Annotated in this window: 18 protein-coding genes; 2 read left to right on the top strand and 16 right to left on the bottom strand. The window is 65.4% G+C overall.

The window, feature by feature from the left end; all coding sequences use genetic code 11:
* Positions 1–48: 48 nt before the first annotated feature.
* On the bottom strand, positions 49–2,364 hold the full coding sequence (locus ABD654_RS08645) for a DNA internalization-related competence protein ComEC/Rec2 (protein ID WP_344704277.1): 2,316 nt from the start codon (positions 2,362–2,364) through the stop codon (positions 49–51).
* 101 nt (positions 2,365–2,465) lie between these two features.
* Between ABD654_RS08645 and ABD654_RS08640 the strand changes: the two genes are divergently transcribed.
* On the top strand, positions 2,466–3,008 hold the full coding sequence (locus ABD654_RS08640) for a DUF2062 domain-containing protein (protein ID WP_344704275.1): 543 nt from the start codon (positions 2,466–2,468) through the stop codon (positions 3,006–3,008).
* Between the two features lie 27 nt (positions 3,009–3,035).
* On the opposite strand, the gene ABD654_RS08635 is transcribed toward ABD654_RS08640, so the two are convergent.
* From ABD654_RS08635 to ABD654_RS08610, 6 genes are all read right to left on the bottom strand, one after another.
* Positions 3,036–3,767 (bottom strand): ABC transporter ATP-binding protein, encoded by a 732-nt coding sequence (locus ABD654_RS08635; RefSeq protein ID WP_344704273.1) that lies wholly within the window; start codon positions 3,765–3,767, stop codon positions 3,036–3,038.
* Positions 3,768–3,777: 10 nt separating this feature from the next.
* Entirely contained in the window at positions 3,778–5,019 is a 1,242-nt protein-coding gene (locus ABD654_RS08630; RefSeq protein ID WP_344704271.1) for a lipoprotein-releasing ABC transporter permease subunit, read from the bottom strand.
* Positions 5,020–5,093: 74 nt separating this feature from the next.
* The gene (locus ABD654_RS08625; RefSeq protein ID WP_344704269.1) at positions 5,094–6,050 is read right to left on the bottom strand and encodes a Nudix family hydrolase; all 957 of its coding nucleotides are present in this window, start codon (positions 6,048–6,050) and stop codon (positions 5,094–5,096) included.
* Positions 6,051–6,131: 81 nt separating this feature from the next.
* Positions 6,132–7,361: a bifunctional glutamate N-acetyltransferase/amino-acid acetyltransferase ArgJ gene (argJ, locus tag ABD654_RS08620; RefSeq protein ID WP_344704267.1), complete on the bottom strand. Its 1,230-nt coding sequence runs from the start codon at positions 7,359–7,361 to the stop codon at positions 6,132–6,134.
* 91 nt (positions 7,362–7,452) lie between these two features.
* Positions 7,453–10,194: a preprotein translocase subunit SecA gene (gene secA, locus ABD654_RS08615; RefSeq protein ID WP_344704265.1), complete on the bottom strand. Its 2,742-nt coding sequence runs from the start codon at positions 10,192–10,194 to the stop codon at positions 7,453–7,455.
* A 95-nt stretch (positions 10,195–10,289) separates the two neighbouring features.
* The gene (locus ABD654_RS08610) at positions 10,290–10,658 is read right to left on the bottom strand and encodes a hypothetical protein (protein WP_344704263.1); all 369 of its coding nucleotides are present in this window, start codon (positions 10,656–10,658) and stop codon (positions 10,290–10,292) included.
* A 65-nt stretch (positions 10,659–10,723) separates the two neighbouring features.
* Between ABD654_RS08610 and ABD654_RS08605 the strand changes: the two genes are divergently transcribed.
* Positions 10,724–11,182 carry a DUF721 domain-containing protein gene (locus ABD654_RS08605; RefSeq protein WP_344704261.1) on the top strand — a complete coding sequence of 153 codons (459 nt, stop codon included), beginning with the start codon at positions 10,724–10,726 and terminating at the stop codon, positions 11,180–11,182.
* 124 nt (positions 11,183–11,306) lie between these two features.
* On the opposite strand, the gene lpxC is transcribed toward ABD654_RS08605, so the two are convergent.
* The 9 genes from lpxC to murD all read right to left on the bottom strand — a co-directional run bounded on the left by lpxC (position 11,307) and on the right by murD (position 21,978).
* The gene (gene lpxC, locus ABD654_RS08600; protein WP_344704259.1) at positions 11,307–12,218 is read right to left on the bottom strand and encodes a UDP-3-O-acyl-N-acetylglucosamine deacetylase; all 912 of its coding nucleotides are present in this window, start codon (positions 12,216–12,218) and stop codon (positions 11,307–11,309) included.
* A gap of 159 nt (positions 12,219–12,377) precedes the next feature.
* Positions 12,378–13,562: a cell division protein FtsZ gene (gene ftsZ / locus ABD654_RS08595; protein ID WP_344704257.1), complete on the bottom strand. Its 1,185-nt coding sequence runs from the start codon at positions 13,560–13,562 to the stop codon at positions 12,378–12,380.
* 34 nt (positions 13,563–13,596) lie between these two features.
* A complete protein-coding gene (gene ftsA / locus ABD654_RS08590) occupies positions 13,597–14,880 on the bottom strand; it encodes a cell division protein FtsA (RefSeq protein WP_344704255.1) in 1,284 nt (427 codons plus the stop codon).
* A 271-nt stretch (positions 14,881–15,151) separates the two neighbouring features.
* Complete coding sequence (locus tag ABD654_RS08585) at positions 15,152–15,865, bottom strand: cell division protein FtsQ/DivIB (protein ID WP_344704253.1); 714 nt, start codon at positions 15,863–15,865, stop codon at positions 15,152–15,154.
* A complete protein-coding gene (locus tag ABD654_RS08580; protein WP_344704251.1) occupies positions 15,852–16,823 on the bottom strand; it encodes a D-alanine--D-alanine ligase in 972 nt (323 codons plus the stop codon). The genes ABD654_RS08585 and ABD654_RS08580 overlap by 14 nt, the downstream gene beginning before the upstream one ends.
* The gene (gene murC, locus ABD654_RS08575; protein ID WP_344704249.1) at positions 16,820–18,295 is read right to left on the bottom strand and encodes a UDP-N-acetylmuramate--L-alanine ligase; all 1,476 of its coding nucleotides are present in this window, start codon (positions 18,293–18,295) and stop codon (positions 16,820–16,822) included. Before murC ends, ABD654_RS08580 begins: the two co-directional genes overlap by 4 nt.
* Complete coding sequence (gene murG / locus ABD654_RS08570; protein ID WP_344704247.1) at positions 18,282–19,382, bottom strand: undecaprenyldiphospho-muramoylpentapeptide beta-N-acetylglucosaminyltransferase; 1,101 nt, start codon at positions 19,380–19,382, stop codon at positions 18,282–18,284. The genes murC and murG overlap by 14 nt, the downstream gene beginning before the upstream one ends.
* A 23-nt stretch (positions 19,383–19,405) precedes the next feature.
* On the bottom strand, positions 19,406–20,587 hold the full coding sequence (gene ftsW, locus ABD654_RS08565) for a putative lipid II flippase FtsW (RefSeq protein WP_344704245.1): 1,182 nt from the start codon (positions 20,585–20,587) through the stop codon (positions 19,406–19,408).
* A complete protein-coding gene (gene murD / locus ABD654_RS08560) occupies positions 20,584–21,978 on the bottom strand; it encodes a UDP-N-acetylmuramoyl-L-alanine--D-glutamate ligase (RefSeq protein WP_344704243.1) in 1,395 nt (464 codons plus the stop codon). Before murD ends, ftsW begins: the two co-directional genes overlap by 4 nt.
* Position 21,979 lies beyond the last annotated feature (1 nt).

The raw sequence follows: 21,979 nt of genomic DNA, 5'->3' as shown, positions 1-21,979 counted from the left end.
CCCGACGCTAATGGACAATAGCGCGATTCTACCTTAACCCGGCGCCCTTCAACACCGCCCGCGCCGCAGCACTTTACGCTCGGCCTGCGCGCGAAGCGGCTCGCCCGGGACCAGCCAGAACGTCAGCGCGCCGTCGTGAGCGGTGCTCCAAAGGCAGCTTTGCTGCTCGCGAAAGCGACGCACCACCGCATCCGCCGGGTGCCCGAAGCGGTTATCTCGCCCGGCGCTAAACACGACGTGGCGCGGGGCAGCGGTCCGCACAAACTGCACGCCGGAACTCGTGGCGCTGCCGTGGTGGCCGGCCACCAGCACGCTGACCGGCACGTCGGCCGCTGTCAGCAGCCGCCGTTCGACCCGGGCGCCCACGTCACCGGTGATCAATAGCCGGTGCTCGCCTGCAACGACCTGGAGCACGCAGGAACGGTCGTTGGCTGACAGTTCGCCGGGCTCACCTGCCGGCGGCCACAGGTGCGTAAACGTCACGCCGTCTTGCTGCCAGCGCTGGCCGCGCCGGCAAGGCTTGCGCTCGGCTGTCACGGTGCTTGCTAGCGGGGCCAGCCAGCGCTCTACCTGATGATCCCGGGCAAGCGCGGCCGCGCCGCCGGCGTGATCGGTATCCGCGTGGCTGACAATCACCCGGTCAAAACGCTGCCCCGGCGGCCACAGGGTCGTCAGCGGCATAAAGCCTGAACGAAAGCGCGGGCCGGCATCAAAAAGCGTGCGCGAACGGCGAGTGCGCAGCTCGATCAGCTGGCCCTGCCCTACGTCATACACTCGCACCCGCAGCGCGCCGTCGGGCAGCGCCGGCGACGACGGCATAGCGAGCATCAGCGCCACCAGCAGCACGCTGCCCGCGCGCAGCCATCGGGGCACGGCCGGCAGCCCCCAGCACAGCGCAGCCAACGCCAGCGACACGGCAAGGACGGTCACCTGCTCGGCTGCCGGTTCCCATAGCGGTGCCAGCTTGACGGCAAACGCCAGCAGCGCGCGCAGCAAATCGAGCGCCTGGCCGAACAGCCCCCAAAGCAGCGTGCTGGCGTAGGGCAGCGGAGCGGCCAGCCAGCCCAGCAGCGCCAGCGGCACCATCACCATGCTCACCCAGGGCACGGCCAGCAGATTGATCAGCGGCGCCAGCGGCGCTACCCGGCCAAACGCCAGCAGCACCGCCGCGGCCATGAGCGGGGCGAGCAGCAGCTGAGAACGGCACAGCGCCCACAGCCAGCCGCGCCATCCGGCCGGCCGCCGCCTTCCCTGCCAGATCACCATCAGCCAGGCCACGGCAACAAACGAAAGCCAGAATCCCGGGCGCCACACGGCAAGAGGATCGCATATCGCGATCACGGCTATCGCCAGCCACCACGCCTGCCAGGCGCCGGGCGCGTGGCGTCCAGCCAGGGCCCAAAGGCCCACCAGCGCCATGACCATGGCCCGCACGGCCGGCGGAGACAGCCCGGCAAGCCAGGCGTAGGCCACGGCACAGGCGCCGGCAAACCACCACGGCCAGACGCGCAGACGCCAGTTAGCAGGCGAGACCCGGCGGGCAAGCGCGCGCGCCAGCCACAGGCCGAACCCGGCCACCAGCCCTACGTGAAGCCCGGAAATCACCACCAGGTGGGTGGTGCCGCTGGCGTTTAACATCTGCCAGTCGTGCTGCGTCAGCGCATCGCTGTCACCCAGCGTCAGCGCGGCCAGCCAGCGGCGGGTGACGGCATCCTCTGTGTGGCGGTCGATGTAGGCCAGCGCCCCGGGCTTGAGCGCGGCCGTGGCCGGTGCGATACGCACCGGCGCCGGGTGCTTACGCACGTAGCCGGTAGCGTGAATGCCCTCGCGCCACAGCCAGGCCTGGTAATCGAAGGCGCCGGGGTTGCGAAACCCGTGGGGCGGCCGCAGGCGCAGGGTCATCTGCCAGCGTTCGCCCCGGCGCATGGGCGCCTCGCCGTAAACGCTGACCCGGACGTTGCCCAGTTCATCGCAGCGCGGCAGCCCGGCCGGGGCCTGACAGCGCCGGATCGCCAGTCGCAAACGCGTTATACCCGCGCGGTTACTGGTCTCGATTACCCGAGCGCTGACACTGAGGTCGGCACCGCTGAGCCCGGCGGGCAGCCGGCGGGCCTGTTCGTGGATAACGCTGCCGGCGGTCAGCAGCGCCACTGCCAGCCCTATCGCCCACAGCGGCCGGCGCCGTCCGACAAGCCCCGCCACCAGCACCGCCGCCACCGGCAACGCGCCGGCCAGCCGCGGATAGTGGCCGGCTATATCCGTGGCCGCCAGCCCGACTCCCAGCAGTGCGGCGGCGGCCAGAGGCAAGGCCAGCCCCATGCGCCGGCGCAGCCCGCCCGTTACGCTTCGCGTCTCCTCCGCCATTGCCTGCCCGCTCCCTGGGACTTGCGTAGCCGTTACGCCTGCATAGCCGAAGCCGTCCACTATATGGATAATGGGGCACTTCGCAGGCCAGAGTCCTCATCATGCCGCGCCGTTTTCTGCAGCGCTACATGCCCCGTCCCGATACGCTGAAACGCCAGCGCTCGCTGCGTTTCATGGCGCCGCTGATCGCTGATTCGAGGCTTTGGCTGCTCACCCGCCGAAGCGTCGCCAACGCCTTCAGCGTGGGCATATTCTGTGCGCTTTTGCCCATTCCGTTTCAGATGCTTGCCGCTGCCATCGGCGCTCGCCTGAGCCGCTGCAACCTGGCGCTGGCGGTGGGTTTGGTGTGGATTACCAACCCGCTGACCATGCCGCTGATCTTTTACGCCAACTACCGGCTGGGCTCGCTGTTTCTCGACGCCCCCGTACGCATCGCCCCGATGCGCCTGTCTATACGCTGGCTTACCGAGCAAATACACGACATCGTGCCCGCGCTTTTTCTTGGCTCGCTGCTATCCGCGGTAGTACTGGCAGCGCTGGCCAACCTGGCGATCCGGCTTATCTGGCGCTGGCACGTCTCCCGGCACTGGAAACGCCGCCAGCGCCGGCGCCGGGCACGCCTTGAAGCCGAGTTTGACGACTAAGCTTGCCGCCGCCCAGACTCGCCGCTGTCAGGCCTTGGCGTCTGCCACCAGAAACCCGCTATCCAGGCGCAGCACGCGATCCTGGTGCGCTGCCAGCGCGGTATCGTGAGTGACGATAACGAAGGCACAGGCGCTTTCCCGGGCCAGCTCGTCCATCAGAGCCAAAATGGTGGAGGCGGTGGTCTGATCCAGATTGCCGGTGGGCTCATCCATCAGCACAAGGCCGGGGTCGGTCACCAGCGCCCGGGCAATCGCCACGCGCTGGCGCTCGCCGCCGGAAAGCTCGCCGGGCTTATGGTCGGCACGTTCAGCCATGCCCACCCGTTCCAGCAGGGCTCTTGCCCGCTTTTCGGCGTCGCGCTTGCGCTGGCCGCGAATGATCAGCGGAAGCGCTGCGTTTTCCAGCGCGGTAAACTCGGCCAGCAGGTGGTGAAACTGGTAGACAAAGCCGATGTAGCAGTTGCGAAAACGCCCTAGCGCCGCCTCGCCCAGCCCGGAAAGCGGCTCGCCGGCTATGATGATCTGCCCTCGGCTGGGGCGGTCAAGACCGCCCAGCAGGTTTAACAGCGTGGTCTTGCCCGAGCCGGAGCTGCCGACAATCGCTACGCGCTCGCCGGCATGCACGCTAAGCGAGAGCCCGTCGAGCACCGTGAGATCTTCCGGGCCTTCGCTGTAGATCCGGGTCACGTCGCAACACTCCAGCATGACCCGGTTTGCGGCGTTCGGCGCGGCCGCCTGTGCGGTTTTGGTCGTCGTCATGGCGGTATCCTCACTCATAGCGCAGCACGTCGGCGGGCTGCACCCGGGCCGCCCGCCAGGCGGGGTACAGCGTGGACAAAAACGTCAGGCCAAACGCCGCTCCCACGATGTTGAGCACGTCGCCGCCGCGCAGCTGCGAGGGCAGCTCGCTGATAAAGTAAACGCCGGCATCCAGAAAGTGGATGCCAAACACGCTCTCCACCCAGCCGATCAGATCCGACACCGTCAGCGCCAGCAGCACCCCGGCGGCGACTCCGATGGCAATGCCGATCACGCCGATGGTCAAACCCTGCACGATGAAAATGCCCATGATCGAGCGCGGCGTGGCGCCGATGGTGCGCAAAATGGCGATATCGGCACGCTTGTCGGTGACCACCATGACCAGCGTGGACACGATATTGAACGCCGCCACAGCGACGATCACCGTCAGCAGCAGGCCGATCATGCGCTTTTCCATCTGAATGGCCTGAAACAGGTTGCCCTGGGTCAAGGTCCAGTCGCGGCCGCGATATCCCGGCCCCAGCTCGTTGATAATGGTCTGGGTTTCGCGGCTGGCGGCAAAAAGGTCATCGAGCTCCAGGCGCAGCCCGCCTACCGTATCGCCCGTACGGGCCAGGGTTTGCATGTCGGCAAGATTGGCATACGCCAGCCGCGCGTCCAGCTCGGCGCCGACGCTGAAAATGCCGCTGACGGTAAAGCGCTTCAGGCGCGGAAACACCCCGGCCGGGGTAATCGAGGCTTCAGGGACCAAAAGCGTTACCCGGTCGCCCACGCCGACGCCCAGGTTGCGCGCCAGCGCCGAGCCCAGCACCACGTTCCAGGTGCCGGGCTTAAGGTCATCGAGGCTGCCGCGTTCCATGTGCTCGTCGATAATCGAGACCTTGCCCTCCCAGCCGGGCTTGATGCCGGTCACCATGCCGCCCTGGTTGCGCCCGCCGACGGAAAACATGCCCTGCTGCTCAACGTAGGGCGCCGCACCGATAACCCGCTCGCGCTGGGTAAGCCGCTCGGCCAGCCCCTCCCAGTCCTTGAGACCGTCGGTGGCTTCGATCTTGGTATGCGGCACCATCCCCAGAATGCGCGTGCGCAGCTCATGGTCAAAGCCGTTCATCACCGACAGCACTAAAATCAGCACGGCCACGCCAAGCATCAGGCCCAGCATGGAGGTCAGTGAGATAAACGAAATGAAATGGTTGCGACGTTTGGCGCGCACGTAGCGCAATCCCACCAGAAAAGGCAAACGGTCAAGCATCACGTGCTCCTTGTCAGCAAGCGCTCGGGCAAAGCCGGCCCGACGACAGCGGTGCGCGCCGCCAGCGTAGCGGCCTAGCGCCAGAAATCACGGATTGAGGCGATGCCCTGCGCGCCGACAGCCCGGGCACGGTTGGCATGAAAGCGCGTCATGCCCCCCAGCGCAAAGACGGGCATACCGGCGTGCTCCACGCACTGCTGGAAGTCGTGCCAGCCCATCAGTACCGCGTCCGGGTGCGAGGGCGTAGGCGCCAGCGGCGAAAGCGTGACCAGATCACAGCCAAGCGCGCCGGCCTTTACCAGCTGCTCGGCGCTGTGCGTCGAAGCACCCAGCCATTTGTTGGCCGGTATGGGCCGCGTGTCCAGCTGCAGCAGCCGTTCGCTGGTCAAGTGAATGCCGTCGGCGTCGATGTCTTCAAGCAGCGCTGGGTCACCGTTGAGCAGCAGCCGGGCGCCGTACTCCCGGCATAGCGCCAGCGCCTGGCGAGCGCGTGCCAGGTACTGCGGGTGATCCAGCGTCTTGGCACGCAGCTGCACCAGGCGCACGCCGTCTTCGTGCAGCGCACGGGTCAAACGCTCGGCAAAGACGTCGTCGTCGGCTTCCTCGGCGGTAATCAGGTATTCGCTGGGCAGCATCACCGCGCGCAGAATCGGCAGGTTGGCCGCGGGGAAGGGATAGCCGGAAAGCTCTTCCATGGGCACCCAGCGTACGGCCTGGCCTTCGCGGCCAAACGGCTCGCCGGCAAAGTCGTGCACCTGCCAGACGTCCAGCAGGATACGCTTATCGGGGTATTCATGATGCACGCGAATCAGCGGCTGAGCCCGGGTAATTTCAACGCCCAGCTCTTCGTGCAGCTCGCGCTTGAGCCCTTCCAGGCCGGTTTCGTACGGGGCCAGCTTGCCCCCGGGAAACTCCCACAGACCGCCCTGGTCAAAGCCGGAGGGCCGGCGCGCTATCAAGACTTTCCGCTTGTCGGCGCTGATAATGGCCGCGGCAGCCACGTGAACCCGTCGTTTTACCATTGCTTTCATTGCGTCTTTTTCCACTGTTTTGCTGATCGGCCGGAAGCCGGCGCCCTCTTGCTGCGCTGATCACGGCCACGCTGGCCGTGATCAGCTACGATAGTCAGCGTTGATCGATACGTATTCGTGAGACAGATCAGAGGTCCACACCGTTGCCTGCGCATCCCCGCGTCCCAGATCAATGCGAATCGTGATGTCCTCACGCGCCATGACGGCACTGCCGGCGGCCTCGGTGTAGTCCGACGCGCGGCCGCCGCCTTCCACCAGGCGCACTTCGTCAAGGTCAATGGTGACGCGCTCGACGTCAAAATCGGCGACCGGCGCACGCCCTACCGCGGCGAGAATCCGCCCCCAGTTGGCGTCCGAGGCGTAAAGCGCGGTCTTGACCAGCGGCGAGTGCGCCACGGTAAAGGCCACGTCCAGCGCTTCCTGACGCGCGGTGGCGCCGACGACGTCAAGCGTGACGAACTTGGTCGCACCCTCGCCGTCGCGGATGATCGCCTGGGCAAGCGATACCAGCACCTGCTGAAGACCGGCGGCAAACGCTTGCACGTCGGCGTCGCGGGTGATCGAGGCCCCGCACCCGGTGGCCGCCAGCAGGCAGGCATCGTTGGTGGAGGTATCGCTGTCTACGGTGATGCAGTTGAACGAATGCTCCACCGCCTCGCACAGCAGCCGGTCCAGCAGCGCCGGCGCGATCTCGGCGTCGGTGACCACAAAGCCGAGCATGGTCGCCATGTCCGGCCGAATCATGCCCGACCCTTTGGCAATCCCGTTGAGCGTCACGCGCTGAGCGCCAACCGGCACATCAACGCTTGCGCCTTTGATGCGCGTATCCGTCGTCACAATGCCCCGGGCCGCCTGCTCCCAGGCCGCCGCGTGGCAGGCGCGGGCGTCAAGCGCCGGGGCAATACCGGCAAGCAGCGCCTCCATGGGCAGCGGCTCGCCGATCACGCCGGTGGAAAACGGCAGCACCTCGTGGGGCTGAGCGCCGACGTGTTCGGCCAGTACCCGACAGCTTTCCCGGGCGTCGTGCATGCCTTGCTCGCCGGTGCCGGCATTGGCATTGCCGGTGTTGATCAGCCAGTAACGCGGCGCTTTTCCCTGCTCACGGCAGGCGGCCAGGTGCGCTTTGGCGACGTGTACCGGCGCGGCACAAAACGCGTTGCGGGTAAATACGCCGGCAACGCTTGCCGTTTCGGGCAGCTCGATGACGACCAGATCACGCTGGCCGGGCTTTTTGATACCGGCCGCGGCCGTACCCAGGCGCACGCCGTCAAGCGCCGGCATGGTCGGAAACGGTATATCTCCTACCGCCATAGAAGGAAGCCTCCTTTCTGCTGCCCGGGCGCATCCGCCAGGGCTCGTTGATCCAGAGCGCCTGCCGACAGGGCGGCAGCAACGCTTACACTCAGCTCAGCTTGCCGCAGCACTGCTTGTATTTTTTGCCTGAACCGCACGGACAGGCATCGTTGCGCCCTACCTTGGGGCCTTCCCGACGCACCGGGCGGCCGTCGGCGCCGGGGGCCTGCTCCCCCTGGGCGGCAGCCTCATCGGCGCCGTCGTCCGGCTCATCGTGGCGGCTGGCGGCGGTGGCCTGCTCGCGCTCCAGGGCCTCGCGGCGCTCTTGCTCCAGGGCGTCCACTTCTTCGGGCTGGCGCACCTGCACGTGGCTGAGAATCCGCGTGACGTCGGCCTTGATGTGGGTCAGCAGCTGCTGGAACAGCTCGAAGGCCTCGCGCTTGTATTCCTGCTTGGGGTTTTTCTGCGCATAGCCGCGCAGGTGGATGCCGCGACGCAGATGATCCATGGACTGCAGGTGCTCTTTCCAGCGGGTATCCAGCACCTGCAGCATGACCTGCTTTTCAAACCGCCGGATCAAGGTTTCGCCGGCGGCCTCCACCTTGGCCTCGTAGGCTTCACGGTGCATGGCCTGCAGCCGCTCGCGCAGCTTTTCCTCGCTTAGCCGCTGGTCTTGCTCGGCCCACTGCACGACGGGCGCTTCCAGGTTGAGCTCGGCTTTGAGATGGGCTTCCAGGCCGGGCAGGTCCCACTGCTCGGCCAGGGTCTGGGGCGGAACGAAGCTGCTGATCGCCTCTTCCATGACCTCTTCACGAATGCCCGCCACGGCATCGGCCACGTCTTCGGATTGGAGGATGTCGTTGCGCTGTTCGTAGATCACTCGACGCTGATCGTTGGCCACGTCGTCGTATTCCAGCAGCTGCTTGCGGATATCGAAGTTGCGCCCTTCTACCTTTTTCTGCGCGCGCTCCACGGCGTTGGAGACCATCTTGTGCTCGATGGCTTCGCCTTCTTCCAGACCCAGCGCCTTCATCATCCGCTTGACGCGCTCGGAGCCGAAAAGGCGCATCAGGCTGTCTTCCAAGGACAGGAAAAACCGCGTGGAGCCCGGGTCTCCCTGGCGCCCGGAGCGCCCGCGCAGCTGGTTGTCGATGCGCCGGGATTCGTGGCGTTCAGAGCCGATCACGTGCAGCCCGCCGGCCTCCAGCACCTGATCGTGGCGCTTGCGCCATTCCTCCTTGAGCGCGTCGATATCAGCCTGGGCGGGGTTTTCAAGCTTGGCAGCTTCGGCCTCCCAGTTGCCGCCCAGCACGATATCCGTGCCGCGGCCGGCCATGTTGGTGGCAATGGTAATCGCGCCGGGACGCCCCGCCTGGGCGATGATTTCCGCCTCGCTCTGGTGCTGCTTGGCGTTGAGCACGTTAAAGCGCATCCCCGCCTCGCGCATCAGCCGTGCGAGGTACTCAGAGGTATCGATGGAGGCCGTTCCCACCAGCACCGGGCGGCCGGCTTCGGTTTGCGCCTGTACGTCCTTGATGATCGCCCGGTATTTTTCCTCGGCGCTTTGGTAGACCAGGTCGTTGTAATCGGTACGCGCCTGGGGACGGTTGGTGGGGATCACGATGACGTCCAGGCCGTAAATCTGGCGAAACTCGAAGGCCTCGGTATCCGCCGTGCCGGTCATGCCGGCGAGTTTCTCGTAGAGGCGGAAATAGTTTTGAAAAGTCGTAGAGGCAAGCGTTTGGCTTTCGCGCTGAACGGTGACGCCTTCTTTTGCTTCCACGGCCTGGTGCAGCCCTTCCGACCAGCGCCGCCCGGGCATCGAGCGGCCGGTGTGCTCGTCGACGATGACGACCTGGTCTTCGGCGATGATGTAGTCCACATCGCGCTGATAAAGATGGCGGGCGCGCAGCGCTGAATGCATGTGCTGTAAAAGGCCCAGATTTTGCGCGGCATAGAGCGATTCGTCTTCGCCCAGCAGCTGCTCTGCGCGCATCAGCTGCTCTACCCGGTTGTGGCCCTGCTCGGTGAGCTCTACCTGCTTTTGCTTTTCGTCGAGCAGGAAATCCCCGGTTACCGTGGCGTCTTCGTCCTCCAGCTCTTCTCCCTGCTCAAGGTGGGTGGCCAGACGATCGACGATGCCGTAAAGCTCGGTGTTTTCGTCAACGGCGCCGGAGATGATCAGCGGGGTACGGGCCTCGTCAATGAGAATCGAGTCCACTTCGTCGACAATGGCGTAATGCAGTGGGCGCTGCACCTTCTCTTCCAGCGAGAACGCCATGTTGTCGCGCAGGTAGTCAAAGCCGAACTCGTTGTTGGTGCCGTAGGTGATATCGCAGGCATAGGCGTGGCGCTTTTCCTCGTTGGCCTGGCCGGAAAAAATGACCCCGACGGTCAGGCCCAGAAATTCATACAGCGGGCGCATCCAGTCGGCGTCGCGGCGGGCCAGGTAGTCGTTGACCGTGACTACGTGCACTCCCTTGGCCGGCAGGGCGTTGAGATAGACGGCCAGCGTGGCCACCAGCGTTTTGCCCTCGCCGGTTTTCATCTCGGCGATACGCCCGTCGTTGAGCGTCATGCCGCCGACCATCTGCACGTCGAAGTGGCGCATGCCCATAACGCGCTTGCTCGCCTCGCGTACCGCGGCAAACGCCTGGGGCAGCAGGCTATCCAGCGGCTCGCCGGCCTCCAGGCGCGCGCGCAGCTCGCCGGTTTTACCCTGCAGCTCGGCATCGCCAAGCGCTTCAAACTCGCTTTCCAGCGCGTTGATATGCTGCACGCTTTTACGCATGCGTTTGACTTCACGCTCGTTTTTGGAGCCGACAACTTTGCGCAGTACGTTACTGATCATGAACTTTCCATTATAGCGGCCGGAAACGCCGTCGAGCGCACCCGGTAAAACAGGAAAAATGCGCGGCTACCTGCCGCCAGGCGACGGCCACCGGGCTAGCCACGGCACAACAAAACGTTGAGCCGGCACACAGGCGGCCCGCGGCGCGACACCACGTCAAGCGCGGCCACCATTCCCGTTAAACGCAAAGGGCGCCAAGACAGGCCGTTACGCGCGGTAAACAAACGCCGCTGCCGGCGCCCCGGCGCTAAACGATAGCGCAGCTGACGACGCGAACAAACGCGCTGCAGGGTGGGCACCAGCGTATACGCATAGCGAACGGGGAGGCGCGCCGCCTGGCAGGCGGCGCTGAGGCCGACCGGAAGCAGGCAGCTGACCAGCAGCCCCGCCAGCCACCAGCGCGCGGCAGCCCCGCGGCGGCAGGGCCGCGGGGCAATCGCGGGAAGCATCGGCTGGGCAGGCATGCTGGGGTCGCGCTCCTTGGCGTGCTAGGCTTTGATGAATTGGCGCATCCACGCGAGGCAAGTGCATGAGTATAAAGGTTAAGCGTTCCCGCGCACAGCCCATCGGACAACTGCTGACGCCCCGCGGCAGTATCGGCCAGCTGATGCAGGCCTCGCGCCTGATCGAGCAGGCGCAGTCACGGCTGCGTGCGGCCCTGCCCGAGCCAATGCGCGAGCACGTTTTTGTCGGCGGTTTGCGCCAGGGCCGGCTGACGCTGATTTGCAATCGCGCGGCTCTGCTGACCTGGCTGCGTTTCGAGCAGCCGCGCCTGCTGACGTTGCTCCACGGCATCCCCGGCTTTGAGGGCGTCACCGGCCTGCATTTCAAGGTGCGCCCGGTGCGCCCGGTAAAGACGCCCCGCCGCTATCAGCGCAGCCTGCCCGCTTCCGCCGGCCGAGTGCTTAACGAGTGCGCCGAAGATACCCCTGACCCCAAGCTGAAAAACGCGCTGGAACGCCTGGCTGCCCATGCGCCTCGCGAGTGAAGCACCCGAGGCAACAGGCCGCCGACAAAAGCCGGCACCCGAACGGCAAAAAGCACTGCTGTGCACAGGAATCGTCCTGAACAACAGCAGTGCCTTGCCGAGCGCAGCACCCTACCAGCCGTCGCTACGCCATGGCCGGCGCCACGTAAGAAATGGGCGCCACGGCGCGTTCCTCTTCAAAAGTGACGATTTCGTACGCCTCCGGCCGGGCCAGAAGCTCACAGCAAAGCCGGTTGTTCAGCGCATGCCCTGACTTCACTCCGCGAAACTCGCCGATCAGGCTGTGGCCCAGCTGGTACAGATCGCCAATGGCGTCCAATACCTTGTGCTTGACAAACTCATCGTCGTAGCGCAGCCCGCCTTCGTTGACGATGCGATAGTCATCTACAACCACGGCGTTTTCCAGACTCCCCCCAAGCGCCAGATTATTGGCGCGCAGGCGTTCGATATCCCGCATAAAACCGAAGGTGCGCGCCCGGGACACGTCCTTGACAAAGGACGTGGTGGAGAAATCAATCATTGCCGTCTGTTTTTGCCGGTCAAATACCGGGTGATCAAAGTCGATGGAAAACGACACTTTAAAGCCTTCGTGGGGCAAAAATACGGCTTCCTTGTCGTCGTCGCCCACGCACACTCGCTGCTTGATACGGATAAATTTTTTCGCTGCGTTCTGTTCACAGATACCGGCGGATTGAATCAAAAACACAAAGGGGCTGGCGCTGCCGTCCATGATCGGCACTTCGGCGGTGCTCAAGTCAACATAGGCATTATCGATACCCAGCCCGGCAAACGCAGCCATCAAGTGTTCAACCGTTGCCACCTTGACACCTTCATAGCAAAGTGCGGTGCACAGCACGGTGTCTTCGACCAGGCCGGCCTTCGCCGGCACTTCCACCGCCGGCTGCAGATCGGTTCGCACAAAGACGATGCCGGTATCGGCCGGGGCCGGGCGCAGGGCCATATGGACTTTCTCACCAGAGTGCAGCCCCACTCCGGTAGCACGGATAACGTTTTGCAAGGTGCGCTGTTTGATCATGGGGTGCCGTCAATACTCGGGTAATTATAGTGGGTAGGGATATGCGCAACGTTCAGGCCTAGCGGGGCTTGCCGTCGCGGCGACTCGCTTATAAGTCGCCGAAAGATGTTGCGGCAGGTAAACCTACCTGCCGCCGGTCATCGTCGCGCAAGGAAAAAATCAGTCGGCCTGGCGGCGCAGAAACGCCGGGATATCCAGGTAGTCATCGGTTTCGGCGGCGCGGCGCTTCTCCGCCCGGGAGCGGCTTTCCGCCTCAGGCGCCTCGGCACGCGCGGCGGCCTGCTGCTGGCGCATCACCGTGGGCTGCTGAAGCTTGCGATAGTCCGCGCCGGCGTCGGCCTGCGCCACACGACGCGCCGGCTCGCGAGCGGCGGCCTTGGCCTGATTGCCGTCAAGGCCGGCTGCCACAACCGTGACGCGAAGCTCGTCAGACATTTCCATGTCAATGGAAGTTCCCACCACGATGGTGGCTTCCTGGGAGGCAAACTCCTGAACCGTGGCGCCGACGTCGTTGAACTCGCCGATGGAAAGGTCCGGGCCGGCGGTAATGTTGACCAGAATCCCCCGCGCGCCGTGCAGATCGATATCTTCCAGCAGCGGGCTGCGGATAGCTTTCTCGGCCGCCTCGCGCGCGCGATTTTCGCCGGTGGCCCCGCCGGTGCCCATCATCGCCATGCCCATTTCCGACATCACGGTGCGCACGTCGGCAAAGTCGACGTTGATAATGCCGGGGCTGGTGATCAGCTCGGCAATGCCCTGTACGGCCCCCAGCAGCACATCGTTGGCCGCGCTGAAGGCGGTCAGCAGCGTCGCACTCTTGCCCAGCACCGAAAGCAGTTTTTCGTTGGGTATGGTAATCAGCGAGTCAACGTGCTCGGAGAGCTCTTTCATGCCTTCTTCGGCGGCGCGCGAGCGCTTGGGGCCTTCAAAGGGGAACGGCCGCGTCACCACCGCGACGGTGAGAATGCCCAGCTCCTTGGCCACCTGGGCCACTACCGGCGCGCCGCCGGTGCCGGTGCCGCCGCCCATGCCGGCGGTGATGAACACCATATCGGCCCCGTCGAGCAGCTCAGCGATGCGCTCGCGGTCTTCCATGGCGGCCTGGCGGCCGACCTCGGGGTTGGCGCCGGCGCCAAGGCCTTTGGTGATTTCGCTGCCCAGCTGCAAAATAGTCTTGGCGGAGACGCGTTTCAGCGCCTGAGCGTCGGTATTGGCGCAGATAAACTCGACGCCTTCGATGTTGCTTTCCACCATGTGATTGACGGCGTTGCCCCCGCCGCCGCCAACGCCTACTACCTTGATGACCGCACTGCTAGAGGGTGCGCTATCTACCAGTTCGAACATAAGCCCCGTCTCCTGAGCCGCGTTTGCGACCCTGTCAGAAATTTTTCTTGAACCAGCCCTTGATTCGCGTCAGCGTTTTTCCGGTGGAGCCGCCCTTGCCTTGTTCACCGCGTCCTGACGGCGCAGTCACAACGCCGCTATGCGCCTGCAGGCCGTGGCCGTAGTGCGCTTCCTGCAAAGCGTAGTGCAATAACCCCACCCCTGTGGCGTAAATCGGGTTGCGCACAACGTCCGCCAGGCCTTTCACGTTTTGCGGACAGGCAATGCGCACCGGCATGTGGAAGATTTCTTCGGCAAGCTCACTTGCGCCTTCCATTCGCGACGTGCCGCCGGTAAGCACGACGCCGGCGGCCACCATGTCTTCATAGCCGCTGCGTCGCAGCTCTTCCTTGACCAGCGTAAAAAGCTCCTCATAGCGCGGCTCCACCACCTCGGCAAGCGCCTGGCGAGACAGATCCCGCGAGGGCCGGTCGCCTACGCTTGGCACCTTGATCATCTCGTCGCTGGCGGCAAGCTCGGTCAGCGCGCAGGCGTATTTGACCTTGATTTCTTCGGCGTGCTGAGTCGGCGTACGCAGCGCCATGGCGATATCGTTGGTGACCTGATCGCCGGCGATGGGAATGACCGCAGTGTGGCGAATGGCGCCTTCGGTGAAAATCGCCATGTCGGTAGTGCCGCCGCCGACATCCACCATGCACACCCCGAGCTCACGCTCGTCGGCGGTAAGCACGGCCATGCTGGAGGCCAGCTGTTCAAGTATGGTGGCGTCCACGTCAAGACTGCAGCGGCGCACGCACTTTTCGATGTTTTGCACGGCGTTGGCCGCTGCGGTGACCAGGTGCACCTGGGCTTCCAGGCGGACACCCGACATGCCCAGCGGCTCGCGGATACCGCCCTGAGCGTCGATGGAAAACTCCTGGGGAAGCACGTGGAGAACGCGCTGGCCTTCAGAGACGGCGCGCGCCCGGGCCGAGTCGATCACGCGTTCGATATCCAAAGCGCTGACTTCACGCTCCTTGATGGCCACGACCCCGTCGGAGTTCATCGAGCTGATGTGGCTGCCGGCGATACCCACATAGACCGAGTGTATATCGCAGCCGGCCATCAGCTCGGCTTCTTCAACGGCGCGCTGGATGGATTGCACCGTTGATTCAATATTGATGACGACGCCGCGCTTCATGCCGTGCGAGGGGTGGGAGCCGATCCCGGCAATCTCGATGCCACCGTCATCGGTAGGCTGGCCGACGATCGCAACGACTTTGGACGTTCCGATGTCCAACCCGACCACCATGCTGGATACGCTGGATGAGCCTGCCATGAGCCGGGAATTCTCCTTGTCACCTTAATCTACATATTGAGCCGCTATGGCCAGCGGCCAAGCGGCGTTAGCCCGCTGGATGATAGCTGACCGGATTTGTCACCGATTACCGTCATGATAACGGCGGTGCCTAGTAGTATGATATCGAAATAACAACGGTCTAACGACTACTGCACGCCACAATACTGAGAACAGGTCACAAATTAAACCCCGGCCCACGTATTTGCACCGTTAACGATCGGTTTGTTGCACCTATTCTTGCATGCGCTGCTCAAGGCGTCGTATCCGCCCGCGGAGAGTCACCGTGCCAGGCCACGGCCACGCCGTTGGGGTAGCGCAGGTCAACGTAGCGAATCGCCTTGGCATACGGGCCAAGCTCGTGTCGCCAGGCCGCCGTAAGGCGGGCCAGGCGCGCATCGTGCTGGCGGCGGCCAAGCATCACCCAAGCACCGTCGTCAAGCTGCAGACGCCAAGCGCCTCGCGGTTCCAGACGCAGCTGATCAAGCGCCAGATCAAGAGAAGACAGCCGCTTTTCCAGCGTTTGGTAATAGCGCAGCACTTCCTTGCTGCTGCCGGGCGGGCCGGCGAGATCGGGCAGCCTGGCAGGCGGGGCAAGCGGGGCAAAGACAAAGGGCGTGCCCGCAGCGTTGAGCAGCCGGTCGTCGTTCCAGCGCGCCACCGGCGTTTGTTCGACAAGCTCAAACACCAGCGCATCCGGCCACTGACGCGAAATACGCACCTCCTTGACCCAGCCGATGCCCAGCGCCGAGCGGCGCAGCTCAGCGAGGTCCACCGAGAGCCAGCGAGTATCGCGCACCAGCGGCGCCAGCTGCTGGCGCAGGTAGCCTACGCTGGCGTACTCCCAGTCGCCGCGCACCGCTACCCGCTCGACCGGCGTATCCAGCCACAGCCATAGCGCCCGGCCGCCGGCGCCAAGCATCAGCGCCAGCAGCACAAGGCCAAGCCAGGCGCTACGTTTGTGCATCCCGCCTCGCAGACCCTGCGGTTGCCAGAATCTCGCCAACCAGCCGGTCAAAGCGGATGCCCACGTGGGCCGCCGCCTGGGGCACCAGGCTGTGGTCGGTCATGCCCGGCACGGTGTTGACTTCAATCAGCCAGAAGCGCCCCTGAGCATCGCGCATCACGTCCACCCGCCCCCAGCCTTCGCCGCCTATTGCGGCAAACGCCTTTTGGCAGAGCGCGGCAAGCTCGGCTTGTGCTGTCTCGTCAAGCCCGCAGGGCAGATGATAGCGAGTCGTATCGGACAGATACTTGGCGTTGTAGTCGTAAAAGCCGCCCGGCACCTCGACCCGAATGGCCGGCAGCGCGCGATCGCCAAGGATCGATACGGTATATTCCTCGCCCTGAACGAAGCGCTCTGCCATGACCCGGGCGTCAAAGCGCGCGGCCTCGTGATAGGCCGCTTCAAGCTCGGCCACACTATTGACGATGCTGATGCCCAGCGTAGAGCCTTCGTGCACGGGTTTGACGATCAGCGGCAGGCCCAGCCGCGCGGCTACCGCCGGCCACTCGGCGGCGCTGTCCAGCATGATGCTTTCCGGCGTCGGCAGGCCGAGCGCTTGCCACACCTGCTTGGTGCGTGCCTTGTCCATACCCAGCGCCGAGGCCAGCACGCCGCTGCCGGTATAGGGAATGCCCAAAAGCTCAAGCGCCCCCTGCAGCGAGCCGTCTTCGCCGCCGCGCCCGTGCAGCGCAATAAACACCGTGGACGGGGCCAGCCGTTCAAGGCCGGCCAGGCCGTGATCGCAAGGATCATAGCCCACCGCGTCCACGCCGCTGCGCTTGAGCGCGGCCAGCACCGCTGCCCCGCTTTGCAGCGACACCTCACGCTCGGCGGAGGTGCCGCCATACACCACGACAACCGGCGACGCGCCGGCTGCGGCGTGCGGTACCGAAAAATGAGACGTCAGCGGTTGGCTCACAGCGTCACCTCGTCAAGCAGTAGCCTGGCCTGGGCCAGGGTCAGTGAAATACCGCCGATATCCCCGGCGCCCTGGGTGATTAAAATATCGCCGGGACGCAGCACGTTGGTCAAAAGGCCCGCCAGCTCGCTTTTATGTTCGACAAACAGCGGATCGACCTCGCCGCGCTGGCGCAGCGAACCGGCAAGCGTGCGGCCGTCGGCGCCGGGAATCGGCGCTTCGCCGGCGCTGTAGACATCCAGCAGCAGCAGCGTATCCACCCCGGACAGCACGCGCACAAAATCCTCGTAGAGATCCCGCGTGCGGGTATAGCGATGCGGCTGGTAGAGCATCACCAGGCGCCGCTCGGGCCAGCCGGAGCGCACTGCCTCGATGACCATTTCCACCTCGCGCGGATGATGACCGTAGTCGTCAACCAGCATCACCGGTGCGCCACCGCCGGGCAGCGGATAGTCGCCGTGCACCTGAAAACGACGCCCCACGCCGGCAAAACCGGCAAGCCCGCGCTGAATCGCGGCGTCGCTGACGCCGGCATCGGTGGCCACCACAACGGCGGCCATGGCGTTTTGCGCGTTGTGGCGTCCGGGCATGGCCAAGCGCACCTTGAGAGGCTCACCTTCAGGGCGCAGCGCCGTGAAGCGGGTCTCGCCGGCCTGCTGAACAAAGTCCACGATGCGATAGTCCGCATCCCGGGCAAAGCCGTAGGTCACGAAGTGGCGCTGGATACGCGGGCACAGCGCACGCACCTGGGGATCGTCCAGGCACAGCACCGCCAGGCCGTAAAACGGCAAATTGTGCAAAAATTCGAGGAAAGTGCCCTTGAGCCGCTCAAAATCGTTGCCGTAGGTGGCCATGTGGTCGGCATCGATATTGGTCACGATCGACACCAGCGGCTGCAGGTGCAAAAAGGAGGCGTCGGATTCGTCCGCTTCGGCCACCAGATAGTCGCCCTCGCCCAGGCGCGCATTGGCGCCGGCGCTGGTGAGCTTGCCGCCGATAACAAAGGTCGGGTCCAGCCCGCCTTCGCCCAGCAGCGTTGCCGTCAGGCTGGTGGTCGTGGTTTTGCCGTGCGTGCCCGCCACCGCAATGCCGTGGCGAAAGCGCATCAGTTCGGCGAGCATTTCCGCTCGGCGCACCACCGGCACGCGGTTCTCCCGGGCCCAGGCGATTTCCGGATTGGTATCGTCAACCGCGCTGGACACCACAACGACGTCGGCGCCCTTGACGTTGTCGCGGGCATGCCCCAGCGCCACGCTGACCCCGCAGGCGCGCAGACGCTCCACCACCGGTGATACCTTGACGTCGCTGCCGCTGACGCAGTAGCCCTGATTTGCCAGCACTTCAGCAATGCCGCACATCCCGGCACCGCCGATGCCGATAAAGTGCAGCCGTCGAATACGCCGCATACCCGGGCCCCGCGGGCGCTTGCGGGGATTCACAGCAACGTTGTCTGTCCCATCAGTCACGCACATTCTCCTTCCGGGCAAGGGCAAAACAGCCTTGCAATAACAGCTCAGTCGCCTCCAGGTGCGCCGCCCGCCGCGCGCGGGCGGCCATGTCGGCCAGCACCTCGGGGGACAAAAGCGCGTTCAGCGCCTGGGCCAGGTTTTCTCGGGTCAGGCTTTGCTGGATCATGCAGCGCGCGGCACCGGCATCGACCAGCACCTGGGCGTTGCGCCGCTGGTGATCGTCCACGGCATGGGGAAACGGCACGAACAGCGCGGGCTTGGCCGCCGCGGCGAGCTCGGCGACGGTGAGCGCCCCGGCCCGGCAGACCAGCACATCGGCCCAGTCGTAGGCCGCCGCCATGTCATCGATAAACGCGCTGACCCGGGCATCAACCCCGAAGGTGCGATAGCGCTCGCGCGTCGCCTCGTCACGGTCGCGGCCGGCCTGATGCCAGACCTCCGGGCGCGCCGCGTCGTCCAGCTCCGCCAGCGCCTCGGGCAGGCGCTCGTTGAGCGCCACGGCACCCAGCGAGCCGCCCACTACCAGCAGCCGCAGCCGTCTTTGCTGCATGGCATCCACGCGGCGCGGCGCCTCCCCCAGCGCGGCGATGTCGTCGCGCACCGGGTTACCCACCACCGTGGCCCGCCTGCCAAACGCCTGGGGAAACGCTGCATAGGTGTGCGTGGCAAGCCGCGACAGCACGCGGTTGGTCAGCCCGGCCACGGCGTTTTGTTCATGAACCATCAGCGGCACGCGACACAGCGTTGCCGCCAGCCCGCCGGGGCCGCTGGCAAAGCCGCCCAGCCCGACAACCACCTGAGGCCGAAAGCGGCGCACCACACGGCGCGCCTGGCACACCGCGCGGGCCAGATTGAACGGCGCTTTCAGCCAGCCGGCAAGCCCGTTACCCCGCAATCCGCCGATGCGCAGCTGATGCAGCGGAAAGCCGGCAGCGGGCACCAGGCGGTTTTCGATGCCGCGCGGGCTGCCCAGCCACTCGACCGCCACTCCCCGGGCCTTGAGCGCCCGGGCCAACGACAGCGCAGGGATAACGTGGCCGCCGGTACCGCCGGCCATGATCAGAACACGTTGAGGCATGGATTGTGACACGCACAGCTCCCTGGATAAAAAACTCAGCGCCGCGCCCGGCGGCGCTGCTCGGCCGGCGCCGGCGCACGTCGCGGATAGCGGCGCGTTTCGCGGTCGGCACGCAGCAGCAGCCCGACCATGACCCCGGTCACCAGCAGACTTGAACCGCCGTAGCTGATCAGCGGCAGCGTAAGCCCCTTGGTCGGCAAAAGCCCTGAGCTGACCGCCATGTTGATAAACGCTTGGGCGGCGATAATAAAACCGATACCGTAGCTCATGTAGGCGGCGAACAGCTGGCCGGCAAGCTCCGCCCGCCGGCCGATCACCATGGCGCGAACGATCAGCAGCGTAAACAGCACCACCACCATGACCGCTCCCAGCATGCCCAGCTCTTCGGCAATCACAGCAAAGATAAAGTCGGTATGCGCCTCGGGCAGAAAGTGCAGCTTTTGTATGCTGTTGCCAAGGCCGGTGCCGGTCACATGGCCGCGGCCAAAGGCGATCAGCGCCTGGGTCAGCTGGTAGCCGGTGGCGAACTGATCGGCCCAGGGGTCGAGAAAACTGGTCCAGCGGGCCAGCCGGTACGGCTCCATCGCCACCATCAGCGCCGCACCCAGGCCCAGCACTATGCCGGTGCCCGTCAACAGCACGATGGACGCGCCGGCCATCATCAGCATGCCCACGACGCACACCGTATAGACCACCATGCCGCCGAAGTCCGGCGCGGCAAACAGCAGCACCGCCGGCAGCGCCAGCACCATCAGCGGGCGCACCAGGGTCAACATCCGCGTGCGCAAAGACTCGGCAAACCGCGCCATGAACGCCGCCATGTAAAATACCAGCCCGATCTTGCCCACTTCAGACACCTGCAGGCTGGGCAGCGGCCCGGGCAGTGCAATCCAGCGCTTGCTGCCGTTGATGTCCTGGCCTACCAGCAGCACCAGCGCCAGCAGCACAAGGCTCAAGGCGAGAATGATACCGGCGTTTTGCCGCCACAGCGCAAGCGGCAGGCTCACCATCAGCGTTGCTGCCAGTATCGCCATCAGCAAAAACACGCCGTGGCGAATCGCGTAGTGGTAGCTGTCGTCCAGAAGCGCCACCGACGCTGAGCTGACCATCACCCAGCCAATACCGGCCAGCACCAGCGCCACCAGCAAAAGCCAGATATCACAGGGCATCTGTGCGGTGTCAAACGCCGCGCGCAGGCGCTGTACGCGATGCTTCATGGCGCACACCCGCCGTAATCGGCGCCCCGCTCAAGCGCGTTGACCTGCCGGCAAAAGGCCTCGCCGCGCGCCTGATAGTCATCAAACTGATCCAGGCTGGCGCAAGCCGGCGACAGCAGCACGCAGTCGCCGGGGCGCGCCACCGCCGCCGCCTGGCGAACGGCATCGGCCAGGTCATCACAGCGGTGAACGGCCACCTGCTTTCCCAGCGCCCGGGCCATCGCGTCGGCGTCGCGGCCAAACAGCAGCACGCTGCGCGCATATTGGGCCAGCGGTGCTGCCAGCGGGGTAAAATCCGCGCCCTTGCCCACGCCGCCGGCCAGCAGCACCAGCCGGCCGTCGATGCTCTGCCCCAGGCCGTTGATCGCCGCCAGCGTCGCGCCCACGTTGGTGCCCTTGGAGTCGTTGACCCAGCGCACGCCGTTGATACAAGCCACGGTTTCGCTGCGGTGGGCAAGGCCGGTGAAGCGGCGCAGCACCCGGCACATGGCCGCTGCCTCCAGCCCCAAAGCGTGCCCCACGGCCAGCGCCGCCAGGGCATTTTGCCGATTATGCCGGCCGGCCATGCCAAGCTCGGCGGCCGCCATCCAGGGCGTATCGCCGTGCATCAGACAGACCTCACCCCGGTGCTGCGCCAACCCCCATTCACCGCAAGCCGGCGCCCGGGTGGTAAAGCGCACAGCCTGCGATGCCGGCTGCGTGGCAGGCCAGGTAGCCGCGTCGTCGCCGTTGACCACAGCGCAGCGAGCGCCGCGAAAAATACGCTGTTTAGCAGCGCGATAGGCCGCCATGTCGCCGTGGCGGTCGAGATGATCTTCGCTCAGGTTGAGAAAAGCGGCGCACGCGGCGTTGAGCTGCGGGGTCGTTTCCAGCTGAAAGCTGGAAAGCTCCAGCACGTAAAGCTCAGCCTCGGGGGCTGCGGCCAGCAAATCCAGCGCCGGCGTGCCCAGGTTGCCGCCGACGGCGACGCGCACCCCCGACTCCGCGGCCATCTCGCCCAGCAGCGTTACCACCGTCGACTTGGCGTTGGAGCCGGTAACCGCGGCGATGGGTGCCCGGGCGGCGCGACAGAACAGCGCCATTTCACCGATCACCCGCGGCTCGCCGGTGGCCGGATGATAAGCTTCAGCCAGGCCGGCAAACGCCGGGGCGTGCGGGTCGACGCCGGGGCTCAGCACTATCTCCTGCGCCGGGCGCATGTCCAGCGCATCAAGCGGGCCGCAGTGAATTTCCACGCCGGGATGCGCCCGGCGAAACGCCTCCAATCCGGGCGGTGCCCGGCGGGTATCGGCCACCATGAACGGCACGCCCAGCCGCTCAAGGTGGCGACAGACGGCAAGGCCCGAAAGCCCCAGCCCTACCACCAGCGTTGTGCCGCGCGGAATACGCATC

Source organism: Halomonas cibimaris (genome assembly GCF_039537045.1).
Lineage (GTDB): Bacteria > Pseudomonadota > Gammaproteobacteria > Pseudomonadales > Halomonadaceae > Vreelandella > Vreelandella cibimaris.
Note: the sequence above shows the minus strand (reverse complement) of the source record. Positions and strands in the feature narration are given on the sequence as shown.